This window comes from Streptomyces sp. NBC_00887 (genome assembly GCF_045207585.1).
Genome location: NZ_CP108788.1, coordinates 3,173,226 through 3,199,170 on the forward strand (window position 1 = coordinate 3,173,226; position 25,945 = coordinate 3,199,170).

Here is a 25,945-nt window from a genome sequence, read left to right on the forward strand (position 1 = left end):
GTCCGCCCAGGAGCGCGGCCGCCCCGAGGCCGCGGAAGTGGCAGGGGTGAGCGGTGTGACGGACGTGATCGTGGTGGGCGGCGGAGTCAGCGGGCTGACCACGGCAGTGGTGCTGGCGGAGCGCGGTCACCGGGTACGGCTCTGGTCACGGGACGCGGCCTCGGCCACGACGTCGGCGGTGGCGGGCGCCCTGTGGTGGCCGTACCGGATCGAGCCGGAGGCACTGGTCGGCGACTGGTCGCTGCAGTCGCTGCGGGTGTACGAGGAACTGGCCGCCGCTCCGGACGAGACCGGCGTCCGGCTGGTCCCCGGGGTGCACGGGGGAGAGCGGCTGACGGCGCTGGGACCCTGGGCACGCAGCCTGCGGAACGTGTCCGAGGTCGGCCAGGGACTGCGGGTGACCCTGCCCCTGATCGACATGCCGGTCCACCTGGACTGGCTGCAGGGGCGGCTGTCCGCGGCCGGAGGTGTGACCGAGCGGCGCACGGTGCGCGGCTTCGACGAGGCCGCCGCCGAGGCCCCCGTCGTGGTCAACTGCACAGGACTGGGCGCCCGCGGCCTGGTCCCGGATCCGGGGATGCGGCCGGTGCGGGGCCAGTTGGTGGTGGTGGAGAACCCGGGCATCGACGAGTGGTTCACCCTGGCCGACCCTGCTTCGAGCGCGACGACGTACTTCTTCCCCCAGCCGGGCGGGCTGCTGCTGGGCGGGACCGCCGAGACGGACGACTGGCGCACGGAGCCCGACCTCCGCACGGCCGAGGAGATCGTGGCACGGTGCGCGCGGGTGCGGCCGGAGATCGCCGGGGCCCGGATCACGGGGCACCGGGTCGGGCTGCGGCCTGCCCGGGACGGCGGGGTGCGGATCGAGGCCGAGGAGCGGCCCGGAGGTCGTCTGCTGGTGCACAACTACGGGCACGGCGGCGCCGGGGTGACGGTGGCCTGGGGCTGCGCGCGGGCTGCGGCCCAGCTGGTGGGCTGAGCCGCAGCGCCGGTCAGGCGGACGGGGCGTCCTTGTGCCGTTCGTCGCTGATGACCTCGGAGCCGGGGCCGATCCGGATCTCGAAGTCGCCGTCGTACTTGGCGTGGCCCTCGATCACCGCGGACTCGACGGCCTCCACACCGAACTCCTGGCGGACGATCTGCGGGTCCTGCCGCAGGTCCCGCATCAGGGCCACACACATGCCGATCATGACGATGGTGAAGGGCGCTGCCACCAGGATGGTCAGATTCTGCAGGCCGGCCAGGGCGTCGCCCTTGCCGTTGCCGATGAGCAGCATGACCGCGGCCACGGCGCCGGTGACGATGCCCCAGAAGATCACGACCCACTTGGCCGGTTCGCGCACGCCCTTCTGGGAGAGCGTGCCCATCACGATCGAGGCGGCGTCCGCGCCGGAGACGAAGAAGATGCCGACCAGGACCATCACCAGGATGCTCATCACCGTGGGGATCGGGAACTCCTGGAGGACGCCGAAGAGCTGCGCCTCCGGAGTGTCCCCGACGCCCTTGAGCCGCCCGGCCTCCTCCAGCCTGATCGCGGAACCGCCGAAGACGGCGAACCAGACCAGGCTGACCGTGCTCGGCACCAGGATGACTCCGCCGACGAACTGACGGATCGTCCGGCCCCGGCTGATCCTCGCGATGAACATGCCGACGAAGGGCGTCCACGAGATCCACCACGCCCAGTAGAAGACGGTCCAGCTCGAGAGCCAGTCGGCCACCTCGCCCTCGCCGGTCGCCTCGGTGCGCCCGGCGAGCTGGGCGAGGTCACCGAAGTACGCGGCGAGGGACGTGGGCAGCAGGTCCAGCACGATGATGGTGGGGCCGGCGACGAAGACGAACACCACCAGGATCAGGGCCAGCACCATGTTGATGTTGGACAGCCACTGGATGCCCTTCTCGACGCCGGACACGGCGGAGGCGACGAAGGCCGCCGTCAGGACGGCGATGATCGCCACGAGAAGTCCGGTGCCGGTCTGCTCCATCCAGTTGAGCTCCTGGAAACCACTGCCGATCTGGAGGGTTCCGAGCCCGAGCGAGGCAGCCGAACCGAAGAGCGTCGCGAAGATGGCGAGAATGTCGATGAACCGGCCACCGCCGCCGTGGGCGTGACGGGCCCCGATGAGCGGCTCGAACACCGCGCTGATCGTCTGCCGCCTGCGCCGCCGATAGGTGCTGTACGCGATGGCGAGACCGACCACCGCGTAGATCGCCCAGGGATGCAGTGTCCAGTGGAAGAGGGTCGTGGCCATGGCCGTCTGCATCGCTTCGGCGGCGTCGGCGGGGCGCGTGCCGGGAGGCGGATTGACGAAGTGGGCCAGTGGCTCACTCACCCCGTAGAACATCAGGCCGATTCCCATGCCGGCGCTGAACATCATCGCGACCCAGGAGACCGTACGGAATTCGGGCTTCTCGCCCTCCTGGCCGAGCGAGATCTTCCCGTACCGGCTGATCGCGAGCCAGAGGGCGAAGACGACGAACCCCGAGGCGGCCAGCATGAAGGCCCAACCACCGTTGTGGATGAGTCCGTTGAGCAGCCTGCTGGAGACGTCCTCCAGCGAGTCGGTGGCAATGGAGCCCCAGACCACGAAGGCTACGGTGAGCACCGCCGTGACGCCGAAGACCACCCTGTCGGTCGTGGGGCGCCGGCCGTCGTGCTGCTCAGCGGGAAGATCAGCCGTGACCGGCAGGTACTCCCCCCGCCCATCCGTTCTCTGCTCGTCGTGTGACACAAATGGCACCTTTCACGCAGTGCGAAAATTTCGCTCTCCGTAGGCAGTACCACACGCAACGTGCATCCCCGGGGTCAACAAGCCGTATCGGCTTGTCCATTTACGAGGTGATATGTGGCCCGCTCGTCCAGCAGGAGCGGGATCAGTTTGCGGGCCGGCTGGCGCAGCGACACGTACGCTCCGTCACCGTCGCGGCGAGAAGCCACACCGTGCAGGGCCAGTTCGTCCCCGACGTCCGCGTACTGGGCCGCGTCCAGCCGGTAGCCGCAGGGCGGGTCCTGGAGGGTCTCCCCCGGTTCCGCAGGATCGTTGTCGGCGCCGCCGAGGAAGACGGGACCCCGGTCGGCGAGACCCGCCAGACGGGCCGCGGCGGTGACCGTGGTGATACGCCCGTGGCGCTCCCCGGCGAACGAGAACAGACCACCGAGTGCCGCCTGCTGTGACTCGACCCTGCGCCGCTTGTTGAGTGCCGGGTCGGAGCGCTCGGCCTCGGTGAGCGCGTCGGTCCGCGACTCGATGAGCAGGCCGACCGCGTGCTTGATGCCCGCGGTGTTGCGCAGGATCCGTTCCTGGCCGTCGCCCGCGGTCTGCTTGATCGGGTCTCCGGTGACCGGGTCCGTCCAGATCCCGTAGAGGCCGCTGCTGTAGCCCGCTGCCGCGGCGGCGGGCCTGACGTACTGGTCGGCAAGGCTCCGGGCGGCGTCGTACACCCCGTCCGCCGCGTTGAGATTGCGCGACCACAGGACGAAGAGGTCCTTGTCGTAGTACGGCGGGGTGGCACCGTACTCGTGCAAGTCGTAGATGACATCCGGCTGTTGATCACGGATGACGCGCGCAACGGCCCGGCCCTCGGCCGTCCGCAGGGCGATGTGGTCACGGTTGATGTCGACGCCGTCGGAGTTGCCGCGGGTGTCCGCCGCACGTCCGTCAGGATTGGCGGTGGGCAGCACCAGTACACGCGTACGGGACAGGAGTGCTCGGGTCGCCCGGTCCTCGGCCAGGGCGAGATCACGGACGGCGGACAGACAGGCCTCACGGCCGGCCGGTTCGTCGCCGTGCTGGCTGCAGATCAGCAGTACGGTGCCCGCCGCCGGAGTGCGCTCTCCGATGTGGACGAGCCGCAGGGGGCGGCCCTCCTTCGTCGTGCCGATCCGTTCGACGAAGGTTCTCCCGCTCGCCCGGTCGACCTCGGCGAGGAAGGACTGCTCCTCCGCCTGCCCTGTCCACCGCTCACCCTCGCTGATCTCGAATCCGGTACGGGGCGCGAGGTGCGAGGCCTCCGCCGGCACGGTGGCGAACGGCACGGCCAGCGCGGCTGCCGCCACGATCACGCCCGAGTGACGCCGCAGCACGCGGCGGTCCGGGGAGCGGTGACGGAGTGCACGAGCGGGTCGGGGGATCACGAGCAACTGCCTCCCGGGTCCGGCTGGGCCGGGCCGCGGCGGGCCCGCCCGCGTAGCGGCGTGTGCGGAACGTACACCGGTCAACTCCCGGGCAACAGGGGGCGATCACCTGTCCGGCTGAAACAGCCGTGCGGCTAGGGTGGCCGCGTTCGTGTTCAGCCCGCCGGTGCCGGCCCCCTCCCCTCGCCGGGCACGCGTGTACGAGGAGCTTGCCTTGCCCGATCCGACCCGCGATCCGCAGCGTGACGCCCGGCCCACCCTGGAGGCCGTGGCGGCCCGCGCGGGCGTGTCCCGGGCGACGGCGTCCCGTGTCGTCAACGGCGGTGCAGGAGTGCGGCAGCCGCTGGTGGACCAGGTGCGCAAGGCGGTCGACGAGCTCGGCTACATCCCGAACCACGCCGCACGCACCCTGGTCACCCGGCGCAACGGTGCGGTCGCCGTGATCATCGACGAACCCGAGGTCAGGATCTTCTCCGACCCGTTCTTCTCCCGCCAGATCCGTGGGATCAGCCGCGAACTGACTGCGCACGACGCCCAGCTGGTGCTGCTCCTGGTGGAGGGCAGCGGCGACTTCGACCGCGTGACCCGCTATCTGGCCGGTGGTCATGTGGACGGCGCACTGGCCTTCTCACTGCACACGGACGACGAGCTGCCGTCGATCATCCGGCGGTTCGGTGTGCCGACGGTCTACGGCGGCCGCCCCGAGCGCCCGTCGCCGGGCACGGAAGCCGCCGCGCCGCCCGTGCCGTACGTCGACTGCGACAACCGGGGCGGCGCCCGTGAGGCCGTACGTCATCTGGTCTCGCTCGGCCGGCGACGGATCGCCCACATCGCCGGACCGCGCGACCAGACCTCCGCGCTCGACCGGATCGCCGGCTATCAGGATGTACTGCCCGACGCCGATCCTGCGCTGGTGGCGCGCGGCGACTTCACCACCGAGGGTGGCGCGCGGGCGATGGAGGAACTGCTGGCGGCCTGTCCGGATCTGGATGCCGTCTTCGCCTCCAACGACCTGATGGCTTCGGGGGCCCTGCGGGTGCTCCACGACCGGGGGATCCGGGTGCCGGAGGACGTGGCACTCGTCGGTTTCGACGACCTGGAGTCGGTGGCGGGGACCACCGAACCTCCCCTGACGACGGTCCGTCAGGACATCGAAGGAATGGGACGGTTGATGGTCCGGCTGCTCATGGAGCGGCTGAACAGCGGTACGGGCGAGTGGCCGGCGTCCGTGATCACCCCGACCGAACTGGTCCGTCGCGCCTCGGCCTGAACCCCCTGCCCCCGCGCTCCGCGTGCCAGGCGGCACGCGCGGTCCGGGCACGGGGCAGGTAGCGCAGCCGCTCGGGAAGCAGGGGCACCACCAGCCGGACCACGGCGCACAGCCGCCGGAGGTGCCGCTCCTGGGCCGCGGTCCAGTCGAGCCCGATCGCCTCGCGGGCGTCCGGCGGCATGAGCCCCACGGTGATGAAGCTGCGGAACCGGGCGAGCGGCGGGAGCAGGACCGGCCACATCGCTGCCAGCAGCAGCCGCACGGGCCACGGACCGCGGTCGGGTGGGGGTACGGGGCTGTCGACGGCGACCAGTTCCCGTACGACGGTGGTCGCCTCGATCTCGTCGGCCAGCATCTTGCGGTAGTACGGCCAGAACTCCTCGATCGTCTGCGGCATGTCCCGGTCATGGATACCGAGGATCCGGCCGACCTGGAGCCACTCGCGGTACAGGGCCCGCTCCTGCGCCCCGGTGAGCGGGCGGACCAGATAGCGCGCCGCGTGCTGGTAGACGGGGAAGCCGGTCGCATGCACCCACGCGTAGTTCGCGGGCGCGAGCGCGTGGTAGCGGCGGCCGCGGGTGTCGGTGCCCTGGATGGTGCGGTGCAGCTTCCTGAGCCTGCGCCCCTCCGCGGCCGCCTCCTCTCCCCCGTACACCCAGAGCTGGAGCGAGCGCAGGGACCGCTCGCCGCGCCCCCACGGGTCCGTACGGAAGACCGAGTGCTCGTCGACGCCCGCCCCGACCGCAGGGTGGGCGACCTGGAGGGTCAGGGCGGCGGGCAGCATGAGCAGCCCCCGGATGTCGCCGGCGAGGCTCCACAGGACGCCGCCCGGCGGGGGCGGGGCGGGGTCTCCTGCGCTGCTCATGCGGGGGCTCCCAGAGGTCGGCGGGTGCTCGGATCGGTGCCCGGGCCGTGTGTGTTCCAGTATGCGATCGCGAGCGCCCCGGCGGGCGGCGGGCGGCGGGCGGGGCACCGAGGGTGACCGGCCGGGCACCGTGCGCTGCCCTGAGGTCTTCGAATCTGTGTCAGCAGTGTTGACGCACCTCATGAAACAAGTCAATAGTATTTGTAACTTTGACTCTCCGGGTGAGAGGAACCCTCAAATGACCGACCCAGTACGCGATTTGAGGCTCACAGCAACCTGAACCGGCTCCACCCACAGAGGAGGTTGACCGCCATGGGCCGCTACAGCCGACTGCGCGAGATCCGCCGGATGGATCCCGCCCGCGACTGCGCCGAGATACTCCGGCTGATGTCGCAGTACGAATTCCCGTGGGACTACCGGCAGGGCATCAGCGTCGCCTTCCTGCGCGACTACGGCGTCCCGAGAATCTCCGTACTGCTCGACCGCACCCAGGAGTTCGAACGCAACGGCCAGAAACGCTACGACGACACCGTCCTGTTCGGATACGAGATGGCGGCCGAAGGCTTCGACTCCGAGCGCGCCCGCGCTGCCGCCCGGCATCTCAACCGCATCCACGGCAAGTACCGCATCCCGAACGAGGACTACCTCTACGTGCTGGCCACGACCGTCGTCGGCCCCAAACGCTGGATCGACCGCTTCGGATGGCGTCCCCTGTGCGCGCAGGAGTCCGGGGCGCTGGCGGAATCAGGGCGGCGGGTGGCCGTCATGATGGGCATCGAGGGCGCTCCCGACACGTACGAAGGGTTCGAGGAGCTGCTCGACTCCTTCGAGGACCGGATGTTCGCGTACGACCCGGCGAACCGCAGGGTCGCCAACGCCACCTTCCGGGTCATGGCCGCCTGGTACCCGGGCCCGCTGCGCCCCCTGGTGGCCAGACTCTCGCTCGCCCTGCTGGACGAGCCGCTGCTGAGGGCGCTCGGTTTCCCGGTCCAGCCCCGGTGGTTACGGGCGACGGCCACGCGGTTGGTGCGCACCCGGTCGCACGGGGTGCGTCTGCTGCCCGCCCGGCCGCGCTGGCTTCCTTCCCGTCCCAGGCCACGCAGTTACCCCTTCGGATACCAGCTCGACGACCTCGGCCCGCACTGGGCACAGAGCCGCCCGCTGGAACCCCTGCCCATGGAGAAGACATGACGACCCCGACGGACCATCACGTCCACGGCATCGAGGACATCCGCGCCGCGGTGGCACGGGCCAGGAACGCCGGCCGGAGCTGGGCCGCGCGCGGACCCCGTGAGCGGCGCACCGTCGTGGTGAATCCGGTGCGCGACATGGACGAGGCCGTCGAACGGGTCAACGCGTCGGCGTACTCGCTGGGTGCCGCCGTCTTCACCCGCTCCCGTGCGGCCGGGCTCGCGGTGGCCGGACGCCTCGACTCCGGTGCGGTGTCGGTCAATTCGGTGCTCGGCTTCGCCGCGATTCCCGCACTCCCGTTCGGTGGCGCGGGCGAGTCGGGGTACGGACGGATCCATGGCGAGGAGGGGCTGCGGGCCTTCGCGGCGCCGCACTCGGTCACCGTACGGCGGTTCGCACCGGCGGTGGACCTGACCTCGTTCACGACGCCCAGGGCGAAGGCCGCCCGGGCGGTCGAGCTCGGCAGGAAACTGCACGCCCGGTTCTGAGCGCGGTCACCCGGTGCTGAGGAGCGGCACCAGATAACGGCGGGCGAAGGCACGCACCTGCTCGTCGTCGTCGAGCTCGAAGCAGCTGACCGGATTGAGGAGGAAGGAGACGGTGATCCGCACCATCAGCTCGGCGACCGGCGTCGGATCCGTCTCCGGCCGGCCTTCCGCGCGCTGCGCATGGCGCAGCCGGTCGGTGAGATATCCGCGCATCGCGAGGAAGGCCGGACCGCTCTCCAGGGTGAGGAAGGGCAGCATGATCTCCGGCTCCAACCTCAACAGCCCGCCGACCAGCGGATGTTCGCGAATGTGCTGGAGGACGGCGACGAAGCCGGCGACGAGCCGGTCCTCCATGGTGGGCAGGGCGGCCACGGCGTCGTCGACGTCCATGACGAAGCGGCGGTACTCGCGCAGCAGGCAGGCCGAGACCAGGCTGTCCTTGTTGCCGATCCTCCGGTACACCGTCACCCGCGAGACCTTGGCCCGCTTGGCCACGTCGTCGACGGTCGAGCGGCGCAGCCCGAAGGTCATGAACTGCTCGCGTGCCGCGTCGAGGATCTGCTCGCTCAGCGCATCCGACGGCGGCGACTCGATCAGCGCGCGGGCCAGCATTGCCTCGTTCGTGCTCCGTGCCGACATGGGCCCTCCCCGTTCCACCGTGACCACTCAACCACAACGGCGACGGAACACAGATACCCAGAACGTCACTTTGTAACTTTCTCCCCTTCAGGAGGTACTCCGTGTCCATCGATCACGCACTCCCCCGCTCCCTCTCCGCCGAACAGAGGGCTTTCGTCGCCGCGTTGCGGGACTTCGCCCGGCGCGAATGCGGTACGCGCGAGCAGCGCGACGCCCTGACGGCCGAGACGGGCGGGCCGCATGCCCCGTCGCTCTACGCCCGGCTTGCGTCCGCGATCCGGAGTTCGAGCCCTTCCAGCGGCCGGCCCACCGATCCGAGCCGGAAGGCCGACGGGCTGTTGGTGGTGAACACCCCGACGGTCTCGGTGAGCCCCAGGCGTCCATGACGACGATGCCGAAGCCCGCCCAGAAGCGGACCACGTCCAGCGGCATCGGCGCGGAGGCGCTGGCCGTCCAGACCAGCCGGTCGAAGCCCGCGAGGGCGAGGATCGGGTCCAGGACCTCCGCCTTGGCCCGCCGGTACGCGGCCTCCAGCCCCGCGGGCGGCTCCTCGCCCCGTTCCCGGTACGAGACGTGTTCACGCGCCGTCCCGCCCGCGGCCTCGATCACCGCCCGCCGTTCCGCCGGTAGTCCGGCCAGGGCGGCCCGTACGCTTGCGGCGAGCTTCTCCCACACCCTCGGAACCCCGAAGAACTGAGCCCGACGCAGGGCGCCCGCGGTGGCCGCCACCGCCGCCGTGTCGGCGCACAGATGGACGTGCGAGGCCCGGAAGACCGGCAGGTAGATGCCCAGCATCCGCTCGGCGATATGGGCGAACGGCAGTAGCAGATGTGCTCGACGTGGTCGGGGAGCTCCACCACCTGGTCCAGGGCCAGCGCGTTGGCCACGACGCTGCGGTGCGTGATCGGGACGGCCTTCGGGTCACCGGTGGTGCCCGAGGTGTAGACGACCGTCAGGGGATCGTCCGCGCGTGACTCCCGCCAGGCCTTCTCGAAGGCGTCGGCCGTGTGCAGCCGCGCGCCCCGGTGTCGTGCAGGGACGTGTAGGCCGTGTGCGCCCCGGCCGCGTCCGGCTCCACCACGACGAGCTTCTCCAGCGGTACCGCCGGGTCCGCCAGCAGGGGCTCCCAGCGTCCCCGCTCCCGTGCGCCCTCGATGACCGCGAAGCGGGCCCGGCTGTGCCGGGCGATGTGCGCGGTCTGTTCGGGAGCGGCGGTGCCGTACACCGTCACGGGGACGGCTCCGAGGTGGGTGAGGGCCAGGTCGCTCAGCCAGTGTTCGGGCCGGTTGCCCATCATCATGAGGACCTGCTCGCCGCGCTCCACTCCGAGGGCGGCGTAACCGGCGGCGAGCACCGCGGTCTCCCGGCGCACTTCCTGCCAGGTGAGGGTGGTCCATCCCGCGTCGTCGCCCGCGGCGCGCCAGGACAGGGCGGGAAGCCCGCCGTGGTCCCCGGCGTTGCGCAGCAGCAGGGCCGGGAGGGTGAGTTGATCGGGTTCGGTGGGAAGTCGCAGGATCGTGGTCACGGCCGCCTCCTGTCGCCATCGGCCGGACCGCACGGTCCGTACCGGGGGGTGAGACTGTGCTTCGATGGTGCCGGACACTTTCACAACAGTGGTGAGACAGCAATACTGTTGCACCTGATTGGTGCGCAGGCACCGCAGCCGAGCGACCGGCGACAAGGAGCAGACATGGCGACCGGGACCGACGAGCCGACGCTCACCGTCGACGAACTGGCTGCGCGCGCCGGAGTCACCGTGCGCACCGTGCGTTTCTACAGCACCAGAGGGCTGCTGCCGCCCCCGGAAATCGGGCCGCGCAGGGTCGGGCACTACGGACCCGGCCATCTCTCGCGGCTCGCCCTGATCGAGGAGCTCCAGCACCAGGGCATGACGCTCGCCGCGATCGAGCGGTATCTGGAACAGTTGCCGCCGGACCTGAGCGCGCACGACCTGGCCATCCACCGGGCCCTGGTGGCCTCCTGGGCGCCGGACTCCGCGGAGGACATGCCGCGGGCGGAGCTGGAGCGGCGCGCCGGCCGGGCGCTCAGCGGCTCGGACGTGGACCGGCTGTCGGCGATGGGGGTGCTCGAGCGGCCCGGCGGTCCCGATGACGACACCTGCCGGGTGGATATCGGGCTGCTGCGGCTCGGGGTGGAACTTCTGGACGTGCCGATCGCGCACGAGACGATCCTGGCCGCGCGCACGGTCCTGATGGAGCACACCCGGTCGGCCGCCCATGAACTGTCACGGCTGTTCCGGGACGAGGTGTGGAATCCGTACCGGGAGCGGGAGCAGGACCCGCAGCACCTGAAGGCGATGAAGTCGCTGTCCGCCCATATGCAGCCGATGGTGCTGCAGGCACTGGTGACGGCGTTCCAGCGGTCGTTGAAGGAGGAGCTGCGGGCCGCGTTCACCGCGGAGTGAACGCGGCCCGTGCCGGTTGTCAGTCGTGGAAGGTCTCGCCCTTCTCCGCCTTCTCCAGGAGCAGGGCGGGGGGCAGGAAGCGGTCACCGTAGCGCTCGGCGAGCTGCCGGGCGCGCGCCACGAAGCCGGGCAGGCCGCCCTCGTACCCGTTGATGTACTGGAGCACGCCGCCGGTCCAGGCCGGGAAGCCGATGCCCATGATGGAGCCGATGTTGGCGTCGGCGACGGTGACCAGGACGTTCTCCTCCAGGCAGCGGACACTGTCCAGAGCCTCGGAGAAGAGCATCCGCTCCTGCATGTCGGCGAATGGGACGTCCGTGTCCGGCTTCACGAAGTGCTCGCGCAGACCGGGCCAGAGGCGTGCGCGCCTGCCGTCCTCGTCGTACTCGTAGAAGCCCGCGCCTCCGCTGCGTCCGGGGCGCTCGAACTCGTCGACCATCCGGTCGATGACGGCGTCCGACGGGTGCGGGGTCCACGTGCCGCCCGCCTCCTCGACGGCGCGCCGGGTCTCGTTGCGGATCTTGCGGGGCAGGGTGAGCGTCAGCTCGTCCATCAGCGAGAGGACCTTGGCCGGGTAGCCGGCCTGGGCCGCCGCCTGCTCGACGGACGCGGGCTCGACGCCCTCGCCGACCATCGCGACGCCCTCGTTGATGAAGTGACCGATGACGCGCGAGGTGAAGAAGCCGCGTGAGTCGTTGACGACGATCGGTGTCTTCTTGATCCGGCGCACCAGGTCGAAGGCACGGGCCAGTGCCTCGTCGCCGGTCTTCTCGCCCTTGATGATCTCGACCAGCGGCATCTTGTCGACGGGCGAGAAGAAGTGCAGGCCGATGAAGTCGACCGGCCGGCTGACACCCTCGGCGAGCACGGTGATCGGCAGGGTCGAGGTGTTGGAGCAGAGGAGCGCGTCGGGCTCGACGATGTCCTGGATCTCCTGGAACACCTTGTGCTTGAGCGCGGTGTCCTCGAAGACGGCCTCGATCACCGCGTCGCAGCCCGCGAGGTCGGCCGGGTCGCCGGTCGGGGTGATGCGGGCCAGCAGCTCGTCGCGCTTCGCCTCGGTCGTACGGCCCCGGGACAGCGCCTTGGCGAGCAGCTTCTCGCTGTACGCCTTGCCCTTGGCGGCCGCCTCGGTGGAGACGTCCTTGAGGACGACGTCGATACCCGCGCGGGCGCAGGAGTACGCGATGCCCGCGCCCATCATCCCGGCGCCGAGGACGGCGACCTTGCGGATCGGGCGCTCCGCGATGCCCTTGGGGCGGCTGGCACCGGAGTTGACGGCCTGGAGGTCGAAGAAGAAGGCCTGGATCATGTTCTTCGAGACCTGGCCGGTGACCAGCTCGGTGAAGTAGCGCGCCTCGATGGTCAGCGCGGTCTCGAAGTCGACCTGCGAACCCTCGACCGCCGCGGCGAGGATGTTGCGGGGCGCGGGCATGGGTGCGCCCGCGAGCTGCTTCTTCAGGTTGGCCGGGAAGGCGGGCAGGTTGGCCGCGAACTTCGGGTTGGACGGGGTGCCGCCGGGGATCCGGTAGCCCTTGACGTCCCAGGGCTGCTGCGACTCGGGGTGGGCGTCGATGAAGGCGCGGGCCTTGTCGAGCATCTCCTCGGGTGTGGCGGCGACCTCGTGGATCAGGCCGTTCTCCAGGGCACGCTGCGGGGTGTACTGGGTGCCCTGGAGGAGGACCTTGAGCAGCGCGTCGGCGATGCCCATCAGCCGTACGGTGCGGGTGACACCGCCGCCCGCGGGCAGCAGGCCGAGGGTGACCTCGGGCAGCCCGATCCGGGAGCCGGGGGCGTCCAGGGCGACGCGGTGGTGGGCGGAGAGGGCGATCTCGTAACCGCCGCCGAGCGCGGCACCGTTGATCGCGGCGACCACGGGCTTGCCGAGGGTCTCGATGCGGCGCAGGGACCTCTTGATCGCGGTGCCCGCGTCGAACGCGTCCTGCGCGTTCTCGGGACCGATTTTGATCATGTCCTTGAGGTCACCGCCGGCGAAGAAGGTCTTCTTGGCGGAGGCGTAGATGATGCCCCGGATGGAGTCCTTCTCGGCCTCGGCCCGGTCGGCGATGGCCTCGATGGAGTCCCTGAAGGCCCGGTTCATGGTGTTGGCCGACTGGTTGGGGTCGTCGAGTACGAGGGTGACGACGCCGGTCTCGTCCTGTTCCCAGCGGATGGTCGTGCTCTCGGTCATGTCTGTTCTTCTCCGTAAGCAGGGGTGGCCGGGGGACGGTCAGAGACGCTCGACGACGGTGGCGACACCCATGCCGCCGCCGACGCAGAGGGTCACGAGGCCGTAGCGCTTGTCACGCCGCTCCAGTTCGTCGATGAGCGTGCCCAGGATCATCGCGCCGGTCGCGCCGAGCGGATGGCCCAGCGCGATGGCGCCGCCGTTGACGTTGACCTTGTCGAGGGAGAGACCCATGTCCCGCACGAAGCGCAGGACGACACCGGCGAACGCCTCGTTGATCTCGACGAGGTCGATGTCGTCGATGGTGAGCCCGGCCTTGGCCAGCGCCTTGCGGGTGGCCGGTGCCGGTCCGGTCAGCATGATGGTGGGCTCGGATCCGGAGACGGCTGCGGAGACGATCCGGGCGCGCGGGGTGAGGCCGTAGCGCTCACCGACCTCCTTCGAGCCGATGGCGACGAGGGCGGCGCCGTCCACGATGCCGGAGGAGTTGCCCGCGTGGTGGACGTGGTCGATCTTCTCGACCCAGTGGTACTTCTGGAGGGCGACGGCGTCGAAACCGCCCATCTCGCCGATCGCGGCGAAGGACGGCTTGAGGGAGGCGAGCGAGTCGGCGGTGGTGCCGGGCCGCATGTGCTCGTCGTGGTCGAGGACGAGCAGGCCGTTGCGGTCCCTGACGGGTACGACGGAGCGGGCGAAGCGCTCGTCCTTCCAGGCCGCGGCGGCGCGCTCCTGGGACAGTGCGGCGTACTCGTCGACGTCCCTGCGGGAGAAGCCCTCGACAGTCGCGATGAGGTCGGCACCGATGCCCTGCGGGGCGAAGCCGGTCTCGAAGCTGGTCATCGGGTCCATGGCCCAGGCACCGCCGTCGGAGCCCATCGGCACGCGGGACATCGACTCGACGCCACCGGCCAGGACGAGGTCCTCCCAGCCCGAACGGACCTTCGCGGCCGCGAGGTTGACGGCTTCCAGGCCGGATGCGCAGAAGCGGTTCTCCTGGACACCCGCGACGGAGTCCGGAAGTCCGGCCGCGATCGCGGCGATACGGGCGATGTCGGAGCCCTGGTCGCCGAGCGGGCTGACCACGCCGAGGACGATGTCGTCGATGGCCGCGGGGTCGAGGTCCGGGAAGCGGGCCCGGATCTCGTGGATGAGGCCGACGACGAGGTCGATCGGCTTGGTTCCGTGCAGGGCGCCATTGGCCTTGCCGCGACCGCGCGGGGTGCGGATCGCGTCGTAGACGAACGCTTCGGTACTCAAGACAGCAGCCTTTCGAGGGTGGTTGCGCAACAGGGTCGGCGGGAGCCGGGTCAGCCGAGCAGCGAGCGGCCGATGATCTCCTTCATGATCTCGGTCGTACCGCCGTAGATGGTCTGGATGCGGCCGTCGGTGAACGCCTTCGCGACCCGGTACTCGGTCATGTAGCCGTATCCGCCGTGGAGTTGGAGACAGCGGTCGGCGACGCGCTTCTGCAGTTCGGTGGCCCACCACTTGGCCATCGAGGCGTGTACGGCGTCGAGCGTCCCTGCCGAGTGGTCGACGATGCACCGGTCGAGGAAGGCCCTGGTGACGGCGCACTCGGTGGCCATCTCGGCGATCTCGAACCTGATGTGCTGGAGCTTGGAGAGCGGGCGTCCGAAGGCTTCGCGCTCCTTGACGTACTGGGTGGTGATCTCCAGGAGGTACTCGGCCGCGGCGATCCCGGCGACCGCTATGCCCATCCGTTCCTGGGCCAGGTTGGTCATGAGGTGGATGAAGGCGCCGTCGAGCTCGCCGAGCAGGTTCTCCTTGGGCACGCGCACGTCGTTGAAGAACAACTCGGCGGTGTCCTGGGACTTCTGGCCGATCTTGTCGAGGTTGCGGCCGCGCTCGAAGCCTTCCGCCCCTCGTTCGACGACGAGCAGCGAGAGGCCCTTCGCACCGCCCTCCGGCGAGGTCTTGGCGACGACGATCACCAGGTCGGCGAGGATGCCGTTGGAGATGAAGGTCTTCGAGCCGTTGAGCAGCCAGTGGTCGCCCTTGTCCTCGGCGGTGGTGCGGATGCCCTGGAGGTCGGAGCCCGCACCCGGTTCGGTCATGGCGATGGCCGTGATGGTCTCGCCGGAGCAGAAGCCGGGCAGCCAGCGCCGCTTCTGCTCCTCGGTGCCGAGCCCGGTGAGATAGGGACCGATGATGTCGTTGTGCAGGCCGAGCGCCAGCCCCGCGACTCCGGCCCGGGTGAACTCCTCGGCCAGCACGGCGCTGTAGCGGAAGTCGGCGTTGCCGCCGCCCCCGTACTCCTCGGGTACGGCGAGGCCGAGCAGTCCCTGCCGGCCGGCCGCGAGCCATGCCTCGCGCGAGACGATGCCGTCCTTCTCCCACTGTTCGTAGTGCGGGAGTGCCTCCTTCGTCAGGAAGGTGCGGACGGTCTCGCGGAACGCGTGGTGCTCTTCGGTGAAGATCTGCCGCTGCACTTCAAGCCCCCTGGAGCCAGTTCTTGACGGTGGAGATCAGGCGGGCCGGCTCGGGGCCGACGGGCGTGACGTTGAGCATGGTGACGCCGGCCTCGCGGAAGGCCTCGATGCGGTCGCGTACGTACCCCTCGGGCCCGCAGAGCGACATGAGCTCGCAGAATTCGTCCGGGACGGCGGCCTCGGCCTCCTTCTTCTTCCCCGAGAGGTAGAGCTCCTGGATCGTGGCGGCCTCCTTCTCGTACCCGTAGGCGACGGCGAGGTCGTTGTAGAAGTTCTTGCCCCTCGCGCCCATCCCTCCGACGTACAGCGCGATCTGGGGGCGGGCGAGGTCCCTGAGGGCCGCGGCGTCGTCGCCGATGGCGAGCAGGCCTCCTGCGACGGTCTGCAGCGGGCCGAGTGCCGGATCGCGCTTCGCCGCCCCTTCGGCCAGGGCGCCGCCCCAGACCTGGCGGGCCTTCTCCGGGATGTAGAGGGTGGGCAGCCAGCCGTCGGCGATCTCGGCGGTCAGTGCCACGTTGGCGGGGCCGAGGGAGGCGATGTAGAGCGGAATGTTCTCGCGGACCGGCCGGGTGAGGATCTTCAGCGGCTTGCCGAGCCTGCCGCCCTTCTCCTTGGGCAGCGGCATGTCGGTGATGCCGTGGTGGTCGATGACCTCGCGGCGCCAGATCCGCCGGCAGAGCTCGACGGTCTCGCGGGTCCGGCCGAGCGGCTTGTCGTACGGCTTGCCGTGCCAGCCCTCCACGACCTGCGGGCCGGACGCGCCGAGCCCGAGCAGGGCCCGGCCGCCGGAGACCGCGTCGAGTCCGGCTCCGGTCTGGGCGATGAGGGCGGGGGTGCGGGAGTAGACGTTGAGGATCGCCGCGCCGATCTTCATGCGCTCGGTGCGGGCGGCCAGATATCCCATGATCGAGGGCGAGTCGAAGCCGTACGCCTCGGCGACCCATACGGCGTCGAGTCCGGCGGATTCCAGTGCGGCGACCTGGTCGCAGGCGGCGCGCGGGTCGCCCGCGTAGTTCAGCGGGAGGGAGAGTTCCATCAGTCGGTGCCGTCCTTCTTCGGGAGGGCCCGCAGGCTCGTCACGTCCCATTCGCGGGCCACGTCCTCGGTGTCCGCGCCGGGCCGGGCGGGCCCGCTGCGCACACGGGAGGGGGTGGCGGAGAACCGGGGAGCGGGCGCGGGCTGGGTGAGGCCGCCGTGCTCGACGTAGGTGGAGCGGGCGGCGAGGTGCGGGTGGTGGGGCGCCTCGCGGAGCGAGAGGACCGGGGCGACGCAGGCGTCCGTGCCTTCGAAGGTCTCGGTCCACTCGGCGCGGGTACGGACCCTGAAGCGGTCGGCGACGAGGGTGCGCAGATCCGCCCAGCGGCTGAAGTCGTTGCGGTCGGGGGCCTCGTCGACGATCCCGAGCAGCTTGCCGAACTGCTCGTAGAACTGCGGCTCCAGCGGTCCGACCGCCATGTACTCGCCGTCGGACGTCTCATAGCAGCCGTAGAAGGGGCAGCCGCCGTCGAGGAGGTTGGAGCCGCGCCGGTCCTGCCAGCTGCCGGCCGCCAGCATCCCGTGGATCATCGTGGCGAGGTGGGCGGCACCGTCGACGATGGCGGCGTCCACCACCTGGCCCGTGCCGCCGGGTGTGCGGGCGTGCTGGAGGGCGGCGAGCACACCGACGACGAGGTAGAGCGAACCGCCCGCGTAGTCGCCGACCAGATTGGCGGGAACCGTGGGCGGCTCCCCGGGTCTGCCGATCATGGAAAGGGTGCCGCTGAGTGCGATGTAGGCGATGTCGTGTCCGGCCCGTTCGGCCAGCGGCCCGTCCTGGCCCCAGCCGGTCATCCGCCCGTAGACGAGCTGCGGATTGCGGTCCAGACATGCGGCCGGCCCCACGCCGAGGCGTTCGGCGACGCCCGGGCGGTAGCCCTCGATCAGGATGTCAGCGCGCTCCACGAGGTCCAGGACCTGCCCCGCGCCGCCTTCGGCCTTGAGGTCGACGAGGACCGAGCGCTTGTTGCGGTTGGTGAGGTCGTACGCGGGATCGATCCCCAGCGCCGCGCCGCCGGGCCGGTCGACGCGCACCACGTCGGCGCCGAGATCGGCCAGGAGCATCGCGGCGAACGGTCCCGGGCCGATGCCCGCCAGTTCGACGACACGCACCCCGGCCAGTGGACCCTGCCCTGTCGTTGCCATCAAGCCCCCAGCGGTATGACACAACTGATGTAACATCGACGATGTTAAGAAGGCTCGGCGCTCCGCACAACCCTTTTGGCCGAGCAAGCGCTTAGTTCCTTCTCAGGGATCCTCTCGCACCGAGGCCCTCCCGGCTGCACAGCGCCACGAACCCCTCCGCTACCCTCTGCCTGCTACATCGGCGCCGGCCCCTGCGGAGGCACTCATGAACAGGCAGAACGGGGCAGAACGCCCCTATGACGTCATCCTTTTCGGCGCCACCGGCTTCGTGGGGACACTCACCGCCGAATATCTGGCGGAGCACGCACCGGACGGCTTCCGCTGGGCCGCGGCGGGCCGCAGCCGGGCCAAGCTCGAAAAGCTGCGCGACGACCTCGCCGCGATCGACCCGCGCTGCGCGGAGCTGCCCCTGCTGACAGCCGATGCCGACGACCCCGGCACGCTGCGCGAACTCGCCGAGTCCGCACATGTGGTGGCGTCGACGGTGGGCCCGTACGTCTGGTACGGCGAAGGGCTGGTGGCGGCCTGCGCCGAGGCGGGGACCGACTACGCCGACCTCACCGGCGAGGCGGAGTTCGTCGACCGGATGTTCCTGGAGCACGACACGAGGGCCCGCGAGACGGGTGCCCGGATCGTGCACGCCTGCGGCTTCGACTCCGTACCGCACGACCTCGGCGTCTACTTCACCGTCCAGCAGCTCCCCGAGGACGTGCCGCTGACCGTCGACGGCTACGTCCGCAGCAACGCCGTCTTCTCGGGCGGCACGTTCGCCTCGGCGCTCACCGCGATCGGCCGCGGCCCGCAGATGATCCGGGCCGCGAAGGAACGCCGTCTGCACGAGCCGCGCCTGGTCGGCCGCCGGGCCCGCGCCCCGCAGGGCTCAGCCCACTTCAGTCCGGCGACCGGAACGTGGGCACTGCCGCTTCCGACCCTGGACCCCCGTGTCGTGGAGCGGTCGGCGCGGGCGCTGGCGCGTTACGGCCCCGACTTCCGCTACCGGCACTTCGCCTCCGTGAAACACCTTCCGGTGGCGCTCGGCGGCACCGCGGCTCTGGGTGTGCTGACGGCGGCCGCCCAGATCCCCGCCGTGCGCGGCTGGCTGATGGACCGATACGAACCCGGCACCGGCCCCGGCAAGGAGCGCAGGGACCGCAGCTGGTTCACGGTGCGCTTCGTCGGCGAGGGCGGTGGCCGCCGGGTCTTCACCGAGGTGTCGGGCGGCGACCCGGGCTACGACGAGACCGCGAAGATGCTGGCCGAGGCCGCCATCTGCCTCGCCCTCGACGACCTGCCGAAGACATCGGGGCAGGTCACGACCGCCGTGGCGATGGGCGACGCGCTCCTGGAACGGCTGACGACCGCGGGTCTGGGCTTCCGCGTCGCGGCGGTGCTCTGAGGCGGGGCTCGGTTCCCTGGGCGTACGGGAGGGCGCCGGCCGGGTCAGAGCATCCAGGAGGCGAGGGTGCAGACCATGGAAACGGTCCAGGCGGCTCCCGCGACAACGCCCAGGGTCATACCCACGGCAACGCCGCGCTGGGACAGACGTACGGTTCCTGCGTTCATGGGGGGTGCGTGGTGGTCGATCATGTGTACCAGCCTGCCCCTGATGTTCGACGAACAACATCCGTTCATGTACTCAGATGGAAACAATCCCGGCGGCCGGGATCGGGCCGGCCGGGCCTTGGCAGCCGTGCCGGGGCGGACCGGCGGCGGCGGTCAGGCGACGGCCTCCCGCAGGGCCGCCCGGCACAGGGCGTCGGCCCGGCGCGTGGTCTCCGGCTGACGGAAGTCGCGCGCCAGCAGCAGTGTGTGGGCGCAGGCGTTGTCCAGGCCGGTGCGGTGGCCGACGGAGACGAAGACGGGCTTGGTGTCGTCCTGGGTGCGCAACGCCCGGCCGACCACCTCGTCCCCGTCCATGAGCGGGGTGGAGTCCCCGCGCCGGGGCCCCGGTGGCTCGTGGCGGAAGGTGAACGGATTCTTGGCGACGCCGATGACAGCGAGGCCGGTGAGGACGCCCAGATGGCTGGCGAGTCCGAACCTGCGCGGATGCGCCCGACCGTAGCCGTCGCAGACGACGAGCCCGGGGTCGACGGGCAGCGCCTCCAGCGCGGCGAGCACGGTCGGGATCTCCCTGAAGGCCAGGAGCCCGGGGACGTACGGGAAGGTCACCCGGCCCCGCGCGGTCGACTCGGCCACCACCTCCAGTGTCGCGGCGTCGAGGACGACGGCGGCCGCCACGACGACGTCCCGCTCGTCGTCGTAGGCGACGTCGACGCCGGTCACCCGGCCGGTGCCGGGCCGCGGCCCCGGTTCGTCGAGCACCACCCGGGTGCGCAGTGTGTCCTGGACGGCGCGTGCTTCGGCCTCGTCGGCGGGCATGGTGAAAGTCGTCATGGTGCGGTTGAGTCTAGGGACCCCGGGGCTTCCGCCGGTCCCGTAACCTGGCGATCATGTTCGTACTCGAGTTGACCTACACCGCACCGGTCGAGCGCGTCGACGCACTCCTGCAGGAACATGTCGCCTGGCTCGACACCCATTACACGGCCGGGGTGTTCATCGCCTCCGGGCGCAAGAACCCGCGTGACGGCGGCGTGATTCTCGCTGTCGGGGACGATCGCGCGCGGATCGAGGAGATCGCGGCGACCGACCCCTTCGCGACGCACGGGGTGTGCGCGTACCGGATCACGGAGTTCCTCGCGACGAAGACGTCCGAGGAACTGGCCCCCTACCGGCAGCAACTGCCCGCATAGGCGCGGTTATCCGAGCCGGGCGACGCGTCCCTTCTCGCCCGCGGCCCAGCAGCCGCCGTCGGCCACGCAGTTCACCGTGTCGTACGAGCCGGTGTCGACCGTCCTCCAGGTGCGTCCGCCGTCCAGGGTCAGATCCGTGCCGGTCGGGCCGACCGCAAGCGCCGCCGCCCTGCTGTGCGGGAGCCAGGTGACGCCCGAACGGTAGGCCGGTGGCGGGGTGCTGGCGGTCCGCCAGGTACGACCGCCGTTGCCGGTGACGGCCGCGGCGTCCGGCGAGGCCTGGTCCGCGCGGTAGTCGCCGCCGACCGCGATGCCGTGCGTGCGGTCGCGGAAGGCGAGGCCGAAGACTCCGCGCGCGGGGTCCCCGGCCGGGATGGGCGACGCGGTCTCGGACCAGGTCAGACCGCGGTCACCGGAGTGCAGCACCCGGGCGGTGTCCGCACCGCCGGTGGCGAGCCACACGTCCTTGGCGCCCGAGCTGACGAGGCACTGGCCGCTCGCCGCGAAACCGGCCTCGCCGGGGCGGGCGACGGGCATGCCCGCGTCGGGCAGCACCTTCCAGTTCCGTCCGCCGTCGGAGGTCGACAGGATGCGGAACTTCCCGTCCACCGGGTCGCTCATCGCCAGCCCGTTGCGGCTGTCGAAGAAGGTCAGGCAGTCGTAGAAGGCACGGGAGTCGCTGTTGCGGAAGGACTCGGTCCAGGTCGCGCCGCCGTCATCGGTGCGCAGGACCCTGGACGCCTCGCCCTCACCGATGGCCAGGACCACCGCCCGCCGCCGGTCGAAGGCCTCGATGTCGCGGAACTCCAGGTCCGCCGCTCCGGGCGGCGAGACGTCCCGCCAGTGCCGGCCCCCGTCGGCCGTACGCAGCACCGTGCCCCCGGACCCCGCGACCCAGGCGTCGTCGCGGCTGACCGCGGCGAGGCCACGGAAGCGCGCGTCCGTGCCCGTGTCGGTGAGCTCCCAGGCCGGCCGGTGGCCCCGTTCACGCTGCTCCGCGGGTGCGGCCTGCACCGACGGTACGGCCAGAGCTGCGGTCACAGCCGCACCGCACAGGCCCAGTGACATCAGTCGTCTCGTCTTCCCCATGGCCATCATGGCGCTGGAAGCTAGTCCACGGGCGGACCGCCGTCCAGGGCGCATCGGACGAAACGGGGCAGGAGGACGGAAGCCGACCGGCGGTGACGCAGCTCACGCCCCCTGCCAGTGCACGGATCGTGGAGTTCCGTCGTCTACTCCATTGCCGGGAACCGTTCATCCGACGCGAGAGGGAGCAGGTCTTGTCCAGCGTTATCGAGCAGTCCGTGCAGGCCCGCATGGTCGCATCCGCTCCGCGGATGGAAACCCTGCCCGCCACCCTGAGTTACGACCGCAAGGACCCTTTCGCCGTCCGCATGGCCTTCCCGGCTCCTGCGACCCTCGAGGGCACCGAGGTGGCCTGGGAGTTCTCCCGTGAGCTGCTCACGGCCGGGATGGACGGACCGGCCGGCGTCGGTGACGTCCGGGTGCGGCCTTTCGGCTACGACCGCACGGTCCTGGAGTTCCACGCCGTGGAGGGCATCGCCATGGTGCACGTCCGCACGTCGGAACTGCGCCGCTTCCTGAAGCGGGCCCAGTTGCTCGTCCCGGTGGGCGACGAGTACCGCTTCCTCGACCTCGACCGCGATCTTACGGATCTGCTCGGCGGGTCCTGACCCACGCGGCAGCGGTGGGTCCTGACGCACCGGGGCACGGCGGTTCCTGACCCACCGGGCCGCTGCCCCCGGGAAATGCGGTTGCGGAGCCGCAGGACCCGCTCGTAGCGTGAGTGCTGCCCTGTTGTCGTCGGATCGGAGAAGGACGTTGCTCCACATCTGAGGTGTCCGTACACCGTGCCGCGCGCGTGCTGTTCCGTGCGCGGGCCCGAGTGCGACCTCATGTGTACGAGCCGTTCTCCGAGTTTCTCCGACGCAGCCGGGAGACCTTCATGCCTGCACCCACGACACACATCACCTGTTCGTCCCTCTCCTTCGCCTGGCCCGACGGCGGCGACGTCTTCGAGGACTTCCAACTGGCGGTCGGTACTGGACGGACCGGTCTCATCGGCCTCAACGGCTGCGGCAAATCGACCCTGTTGCGTCTGATCGCCGGTGAACTCACTCCCACGGGCGGCCACATCACAACGGCCGGCGACATCGGCTACCTCCCGCAGAACGTCGTCCTGGACACCGCCCTGCGGGTCGACGCGGTGCTGGGCATCGCCGGGAAACGGAACGCTCTGCAAGCCATCGAGTCGGGCGATGTCCGCGAGGAGCACTTCACCGTGGTCGGTGACGACTGGGACGTTGAGGAACACGCCCGTGCCACGCTCGACCAACTGGGCCTCGCAGGTGTCGGGCTGGACCGGACCATCGGCGAGATGTCGGGCGGCGAGTGCGTGCTGCTGCGGCTGGCCGCGCTGCTGCTGGCACGTCCGCCGGTCCTGCTGCTGGACGAGCCGACGAACAACCTCGACCTGCGCGCCCGGGGGCGGCTGTACGACGCCGTCGACGCATGGACCGGTGTCCTGGTCGTCGTCAGTCACGACCGGGAGCTGCTGGAGCGGCTGGACCGGATCGCCGAACTGAGGGACGGCACGGTCACCTGGTACGGCGGCAGCCTGACGGCGTACGAGGAGGCGCTCGCCGTGGAGCAGAAGGCCGCCGAGCGGATGGTGCGGGCCGCGGAAGCCGATGTGCGGCGACAGAAGCGTGAACTGTCCTACGCGCACATCAAGTTGGCCCGGCGCAAACGGTACGGACAGAAGATGTGGGACACCAAGCGCGAGCCGAAGGCCGTCATGGGCCAGCGCAAGCAGACGGCACAGGAGTCGGCCGGCAAGCACCGCGTCCTGCATGCGGAGCGGCTGGCCGACGCGGAGGAGCGGCTCGGGGAAGCCGTCGAGGCCGTGCGGGACGACGACGAGATCCGCATCGAACTCCCGCACACCCAGGTGCATCCGGGTGGCGGGGTACTGGTGCTGCGCGATCTCGAACTGGCCCACGGCGCCCGGGTGCGCGGGGAGTTCGACCTGCGCGGCCCGGAGCGGATCGCGTTGGTCGGCCGCAACGGCTCGGGCAAGACGACGTTGCTGCGCACGATCGCCGGTGAGCTGGCGCCGCGGTCCGGAGAGGCGGTCGTCCATGTGCCGGTGGGCTTTCTGCCTCAGCGTCTGGACGTGCTCGACGACGGGCTGTCCCTCGTGGACAACGTGGCGCGGTACGCGCCGGGCGCCTCGGCCAACCGCATCCGGGCGAAGCTTGCGCACTTCCTGTTCAAGGGGGCCCGGGCGGACCTGCCCGCGGCGACGCTGTCGGGCGGGGAGAGGCTCCGGGCGACCCTGGCCGCACTGCTGCTCGCCGACCCGGCACCCCGGCTGCTGATGCTGGACGAACCGACGAACAGCCTCGACCTGTCCGGCGTGCACCGTCTCACCGCCGCGCTGGCGAACTACGAGGGGGCGCTGATCGTGGCGAGCCACGATCTGGCGTTCCTGCAGTCACTGGGGGTCACCCGGTGGCTGCTGCTGGACGCGGGCGAGCTGAGCGGAATCTCCCCCGCAGACCTATCCCGGATCCAGGGCGGTGAGGTATGACTTACCCCTCACCATCCGGCCCCGACCTGCGGATATAACGGTACGTAAACGGGCACCGCGAGGACCGGGCTTGGCTACGGCCTTACCGTCGCCTTAACCTACGGTCACGTAACCTACGAAGCCGTAGGTAATTCTCCCGTCCCCAGGAGCCCCCGTGACGATCACCTCTCCCCAACTCGGCAGTTCGAAGGCGTGGACCGACGCCCAGCTGCTGTACGCGCTGGAAGAGGTGGTGGAGAAGGAACTCAACCGCCATCTCAAGGTCGCCAAGGACTGGATGCCCCACGAGTACGTACCGTTCTCCGACGGCCGGAACTTCACCGGCGTCTTCGAGGACGGCGAAGCGTGGGAGACCAGCCAGTCCAAGGTCACCGACATCGGCAGGATCGCGCTCGTCGTGAACCTGCTGACCGAGGACAACCTCCCCAGCTACCACCACGAGATCGCCTCCCTCTTCGGCCGTGACGGCGCCTGGGGCACCTGGGTGCACCGCTGGACCGCGGAGGAGGGCCGCCACGGCATCGTGATGCGCGACTACCTGCTCACCTCGCGCGCCGTCGACCCGGACAAGCTCGAGGAGTTCCGCATGATGCACATGGCGGAGGGCTTCGAGTCCGACAACCGCCACTCCATGCTGCACTCCGTGGCCTACGTAGCCTTCCAGGAGCTCGCGACCCGCGTCTCGCACCGCAACACCGGCCACCAGTCGGGCGACCCCGTCTGCGACCGGATGCTGGCCCGGATCGCGACCGACGAGAACCTGCACATGGTCTTCTACCGCAACCTGCTGGGTGCCGCCTTCGAGCTCGCCCCGGACCTCACGATGCAGTCCGTGCGCGACGTGGTCGTCAACTTCCGGATGCCCGGTCACGGCATGCCCGGCTTCGAGCGCGCCGCCGCACAGATGGCCATCGGCGAGATCTACAACATGCGCATCCACCACGACGACGTGATCCAGCCCGTGCTGCGCTACCTCAAGGTCCTCGACATCGACGGACTCGGCCCCGAGGGCCTCAAGGCGCAGGAGGAGCTGGGTCTGTACATGAGCGGGCTGGACAGCGAGGCGTCGAAGTTCGACGAGAAGCTGGCCCTGCGCAAGGCGCGGATGGCGGCCCGCGCGAACGCCTGATCCCGCAGGACGGTGACGGCGCTCACTCGGGCGCCGTCACTTCCGCGTAAGCGGCGTCGCGCACTGCGCCACCGGGTGCTGGCGCAGTGCGCGCAGCTGGGTCCGCCAGGGCCCGGTCCAGTCGGTGCGCCGTCCCGCCGCCGCGGTGATCGCGGTGGCGAACAGCCCTTCGGCCGGACCGCCGCTCCCGGTGAGCCGGCCGGCGACGGCGAGCAGGACGTCCGTGTCACGGGCCGGTCGGCGAGGTCCCGTTCCGCCGCGTCGAGGAACGGGCCGGGATGGTGGCGTCCGAGCGCGGCCCAGCGGTCACCGAGGGGAAGAGGCCGGGCAGGAGCCTGTTCACGGTCGCGGTGGAGCGGCCCCGGAGCAGCCGGGCCGCCTCCGCGTCGCCCCCACCTCTCGCGCAGTGGCTCGATCGGCCGGTCGGCGAGCTCGGTACGGCCGTCGGTGACGACGGCCTGCAGGAGCCGGCGGCGTACGTCGGCCGGGGCGTCGGGCAGCGCCGTCTCGTACGCCGTGTCCGGTACGCCCGCGGAGAGTGCCGCCCGCAGGGCGTGTCCCCGCACGAACGCGTCCTCGTCTGCGATGCGGGCGGCCAGCCAGTCGCGGTCGCCGCCCACGGAC

The 25,945-nt window shown here is 70.7% G+C and carries 21 protein-coding genes and 3 pseudogenes; 11 read left to right on the plus strand and 13 right to left on the minus strand.

The features are described 5' to 3' along the window. Nucleotides 1-55: 55 nt before the first annotated feature. A complete protein-coding gene (locus tag OG844_RS14475) occupies nt 56-979 on the plus strand; it encodes an FAD-dependent oxidoreductase (protein ID WP_406390476.1) in 924 nt (307 codons plus the stop codon). A gap of 13 nt (nt 980-992) precedes the next feature. Here OG844_RS14475 and OG844_RS14480 read toward each other — a convergent pair whose 3' ends face one another. Then, nucleotides 993-2,729: a BCCT family transporter gene (locus tag OG844_RS14480; protein WP_406390477.1), complete on the minus strand. Its 1,737-nt coding sequence runs from the start codon at nt 2,727-2,729 to the stop codon at nt 993-995. 74 nt (nt 2,730-2,803) lie between these two features. Continuing rightward, a complete protein-coding gene (locus OG844_RS14485; protein WP_406390479.1) occupies nt 2,804-4,138 on the minus strand; it encodes a M14 family metallocarboxypeptidase in 1,335 nt (444 codons plus the stop codon). A gap of 208 nt (nt 4,139-4,346) precedes the next feature. On the opposite strand from OG844_RS14485, the gene OG844_RS14490 reads away from it, so the two are divergent. Then, nucleotides 4,347-5,402, plus strand: coding sequence for a LacI family DNA-binding transcriptional regulator (locus tag OG844_RS14490; protein WP_406390480.1), 1,056 nt, complete (start codon nt 4,347-4,349; stop codon nt 5,400-5,402). Here OG844_RS14490 and OG844_RS14495 read toward each other — a convergent pair. Continuing rightward, nucleotides 5,365-6,267 (minus strand): oxygenase MpaB family protein, encoded by a 903-nt coding sequence (locus tag OG844_RS14495; protein ID WP_406390481.1) that lies wholly within the window; start codon nt 6,265-6,267, stop codon nt 5,365-5,367. The genes OG844_RS14490 and OG844_RS14495 overlap by 38 nt on opposite strands. A 312-nt stretch (nt 6,268-6,579) precedes the next feature. Here OG844_RS14495 and OG844_RS14500 point away from each other — a divergent pair, with 312 nt between their 5' ends. Together OG844_RS14500 and OG844_RS14505 are read left to right on the plus strand one after the other, a co-directional pair. Continuing rightward, nucleotides 6,580-7,458: an oxygenase MpaB family protein gene (locus OG844_RS14500; protein WP_406390483.1), complete on the plus strand. Its 879-nt coding sequence runs from the start codon at nt 6,580-6,582 to the stop codon at nt 7,456-7,458. A 113-nt stretch (nt 7,459-7,571) separates the two neighbouring features. Further along, a pseudogene (locus OG844_RS14505) lies at nt 7,572-7,946 on the plus strand (aldehyde dehydrogenase family protein); the annotation flags it as partial. 6 nt (nt 7,947-7,952) lie between these two features. Here the strand turns inward: OG844_RS14505 and OG844_RS14510 are convergent. Further along, nucleotides 7,953-8,585: a TetR/AcrR family transcriptional regulator gene (locus OG844_RS14510; RefSeq protein WP_406390484.1), complete on the minus strand. Its 633-nt coding sequence runs from the start codon at nt 8,583-8,585 to the stop codon at nt 7,953-7,955. Nucleotides 8,586-8,686: 101 nt separating this feature from the next. Between OG844_RS14510 and OG844_RS14515 the strand changes: the two are divergent. Further along, nucleotides 8,687-8,854 (plus strand): annotated as a pseudogene (locus tag OG844_RS14515) (acyl-CoA dehydrogenase); the annotation flags it as partial. Nucleotides 8,855-8,856: 2 nt separating this feature from the next. Here OG844_RS14515 and OG844_RS14520 read toward each other — a convergent pair. After that, a pseudogene (locus OG844_RS14520) lies at nt 8,857-10,110 on the minus strand (AMP-binding protein); the annotation flags it as partial. 165 nt (nt 10,111-10,275) lie between these two features. Here OG844_RS14520 and OG844_RS14525 point away from each other — a divergent pair. Next, entirely contained in the window at nt 10,276-11,010 is a 735-nt protein-coding gene (locus OG844_RS14525; protein WP_406390485.1) for a MerR family transcriptional regulator, read from the plus strand. 19 nt (nt 11,011-11,029) lie between these two features. Here OG844_RS14525 and OG844_RS14530 read toward each other — a convergent pair whose 3' ends face one another. Genes OG844_RS14530 through OG844_RS14550 form a run of 5 tightly spaced genes read right to left on the minus strand, consistent with a single transcriptional unit; the run spans nt 11,030 to nt 17,829 of the window. Continuing rightward, entirely contained in the window at nt 11,030-13,201 is a 2,172-nt protein-coding gene (locus OG844_RS14530; RefSeq protein WP_406390487.1) for a 3-hydroxyacyl-CoA dehydrogenase NAD-binding domain-containing protein, read from the minus strand. Nucleotides 13,202-13,240: 39 nt separating this feature from the next. Continuing rightward, nucleotides 13,241-14,455, minus strand: coding sequence for an acetyl-CoA C-acetyltransferase (locus OG844_RS14535; RefSeq protein WP_384612840.1), 1,215 nt, complete (start codon nt 14,453-14,455; stop codon nt 13,241-13,243). A 50-nt stretch (nt 14,456-14,505) separates the two neighbouring features. After that, entirely contained in the window at nt 14,506-15,648 is a 1,143-nt protein-coding gene (locus tag OG844_RS14540) for an acyl-CoA dehydrogenase family protein (RefSeq protein ID WP_406390488.1), read from the minus strand. A gap of 1 nt (nt 15,649) precedes the next feature. Continuing rightward, complete coding sequence (locus tag OG844_RS14545) at nt 15,650-16,684, minus strand: LLM class F420-dependent oxidoreductase (protein ID WP_406390490.1); 1,035 nt, start codon at nt 16,682-16,684, stop codon at nt 15,650-15,652. Beyond that, entirely contained in the window at nt 16,684-17,829 is a 1,146-nt protein-coding gene (locus tag OG844_RS14550) for a CaiB/BaiF CoA transferase family protein (RefSeq protein ID WP_406390491.1), read from the minus strand. Before OG844_RS14550 ends, OG844_RS14545 begins: the two co-directional genes overlap by 1 nt. A 205-nt stretch (nt 17,830-18,034) precedes the next feature. On the opposite strand from OG844_RS14550, the gene OG844_RS14555 reads away from it, so the two are divergent. Beyond that, nucleotides 18,035-19,225 carry a saccharopine dehydrogenase family protein gene (locus OG844_RS14555; RefSeq protein WP_406390492.1) on the plus strand — a complete coding sequence of 397 codons (1,191 nt, stop codon included), beginning with the start codon at nt 18,035-18,037 and terminating at the stop codon, nt 19,223-19,225. Between the two features lie 44 nt (nt 19,226-19,269). Here the strand turns inward: OG844_RS14555 and mmpA are convergent, their stop codons facing one another. Together mmpA and OG844_RS14565 are read right to left on the minus strand one after the other, a co-directional pair. Further along, nucleotides 19,270-19,416 carry a morphogenic membrane protein MmpA gene (gene mmpA, locus OG844_RS14560; protein WP_384612830.1) on the minus strand — a complete coding sequence of 49 codons (147 nt, stop codon included), beginning with the start codon at nt 19,414-19,416 and terminating at the stop codon, nt 19,270-19,272. Between the two features lie 129 nt (nt 19,417-19,545). Continuing rightward, a complete protein-coding gene (locus OG844_RS14565) occupies nt 19,546-20,223 on the minus strand; it encodes an endonuclease V (RefSeq protein WP_406390494.1) in 678 nt (225 codons plus the stop codon). Nucleotides 20,224-20,279: 56 nt separating this feature from the next. Between OG844_RS14565 and OG844_RS14570 the strand changes: the two genes are divergently transcribed. Next, the gene (locus OG844_RS14570) at nt 20,280-20,579 is read left to right on the plus strand and encodes a YciI family protein (protein WP_406390495.1); all 300 of its coding nucleotides are present in this window, start codon (nt 20,280-20,282) and stop codon (nt 20,577-20,579) included. 6 nt (nt 20,580-20,585) lie between these two features. Here the strand turns inward: OG844_RS14570 and OG844_RS14575 are convergent, their stop codons facing one another. After that, the gene (locus tag OG844_RS14575) at nt 20,586-21,677 is read right to left on the minus strand and encodes a WD40/YVTN/BNR-like repeat-containing protein (protein ID WP_406390497.1); all 1,092 of its coding nucleotides are present in this window, start codon (nt 21,675-21,677) and stop codon (nt 20,586-20,588) included. 182 nt (nt 21,678-21,859) lie between these two features. Here OG844_RS14575 and OG844_RS14580 point away from each other — a divergent pair, with 182 nt between their 5' ends. The 3 genes from OG844_RS14580 to OG844_RS14590 all read left to right on the plus strand — a co-directional run bounded on the left by OG844_RS14580 (nt 21,860) and on the right by OG844_RS14590 (nt 25,321). Then, a complete protein-coding gene (locus OG844_RS14580) occupies nt 21,860-22,273 on the plus strand; it encodes an SsgA family sporulation/cell division regulator (protein ID WP_406390498.1) in 414 nt (137 codons plus the stop codon). 272 nt (nt 22,274-22,545) lie between these two features. Beyond that, nucleotides 22,546-24,192 carry an ABC-F family ATP-binding cassette domain-containing protein gene (locus OG844_RS14585; protein ID WP_406390500.1) on the plus strand — a complete coding sequence of 549 codons (1,647 nt, stop codon included), beginning with the start codon at nt 22,546-22,548 and terminating at the stop codon, nt 24,190-24,192. 154 nt (nt 24,193-24,346) lie between these two features. Beyond that, nucleotides 24,347-25,321, plus strand: a complete 975-nt coding sequence (locus OG844_RS14590) for an acyl-ACP desaturase (protein ID WP_406390501.1) — start codon at nt 24,347-24,349, stop codon at nt 25,319-25,321. The last annotated feature ends 624 nt before the right edge of the window (nt 25,322-25,945 follow it).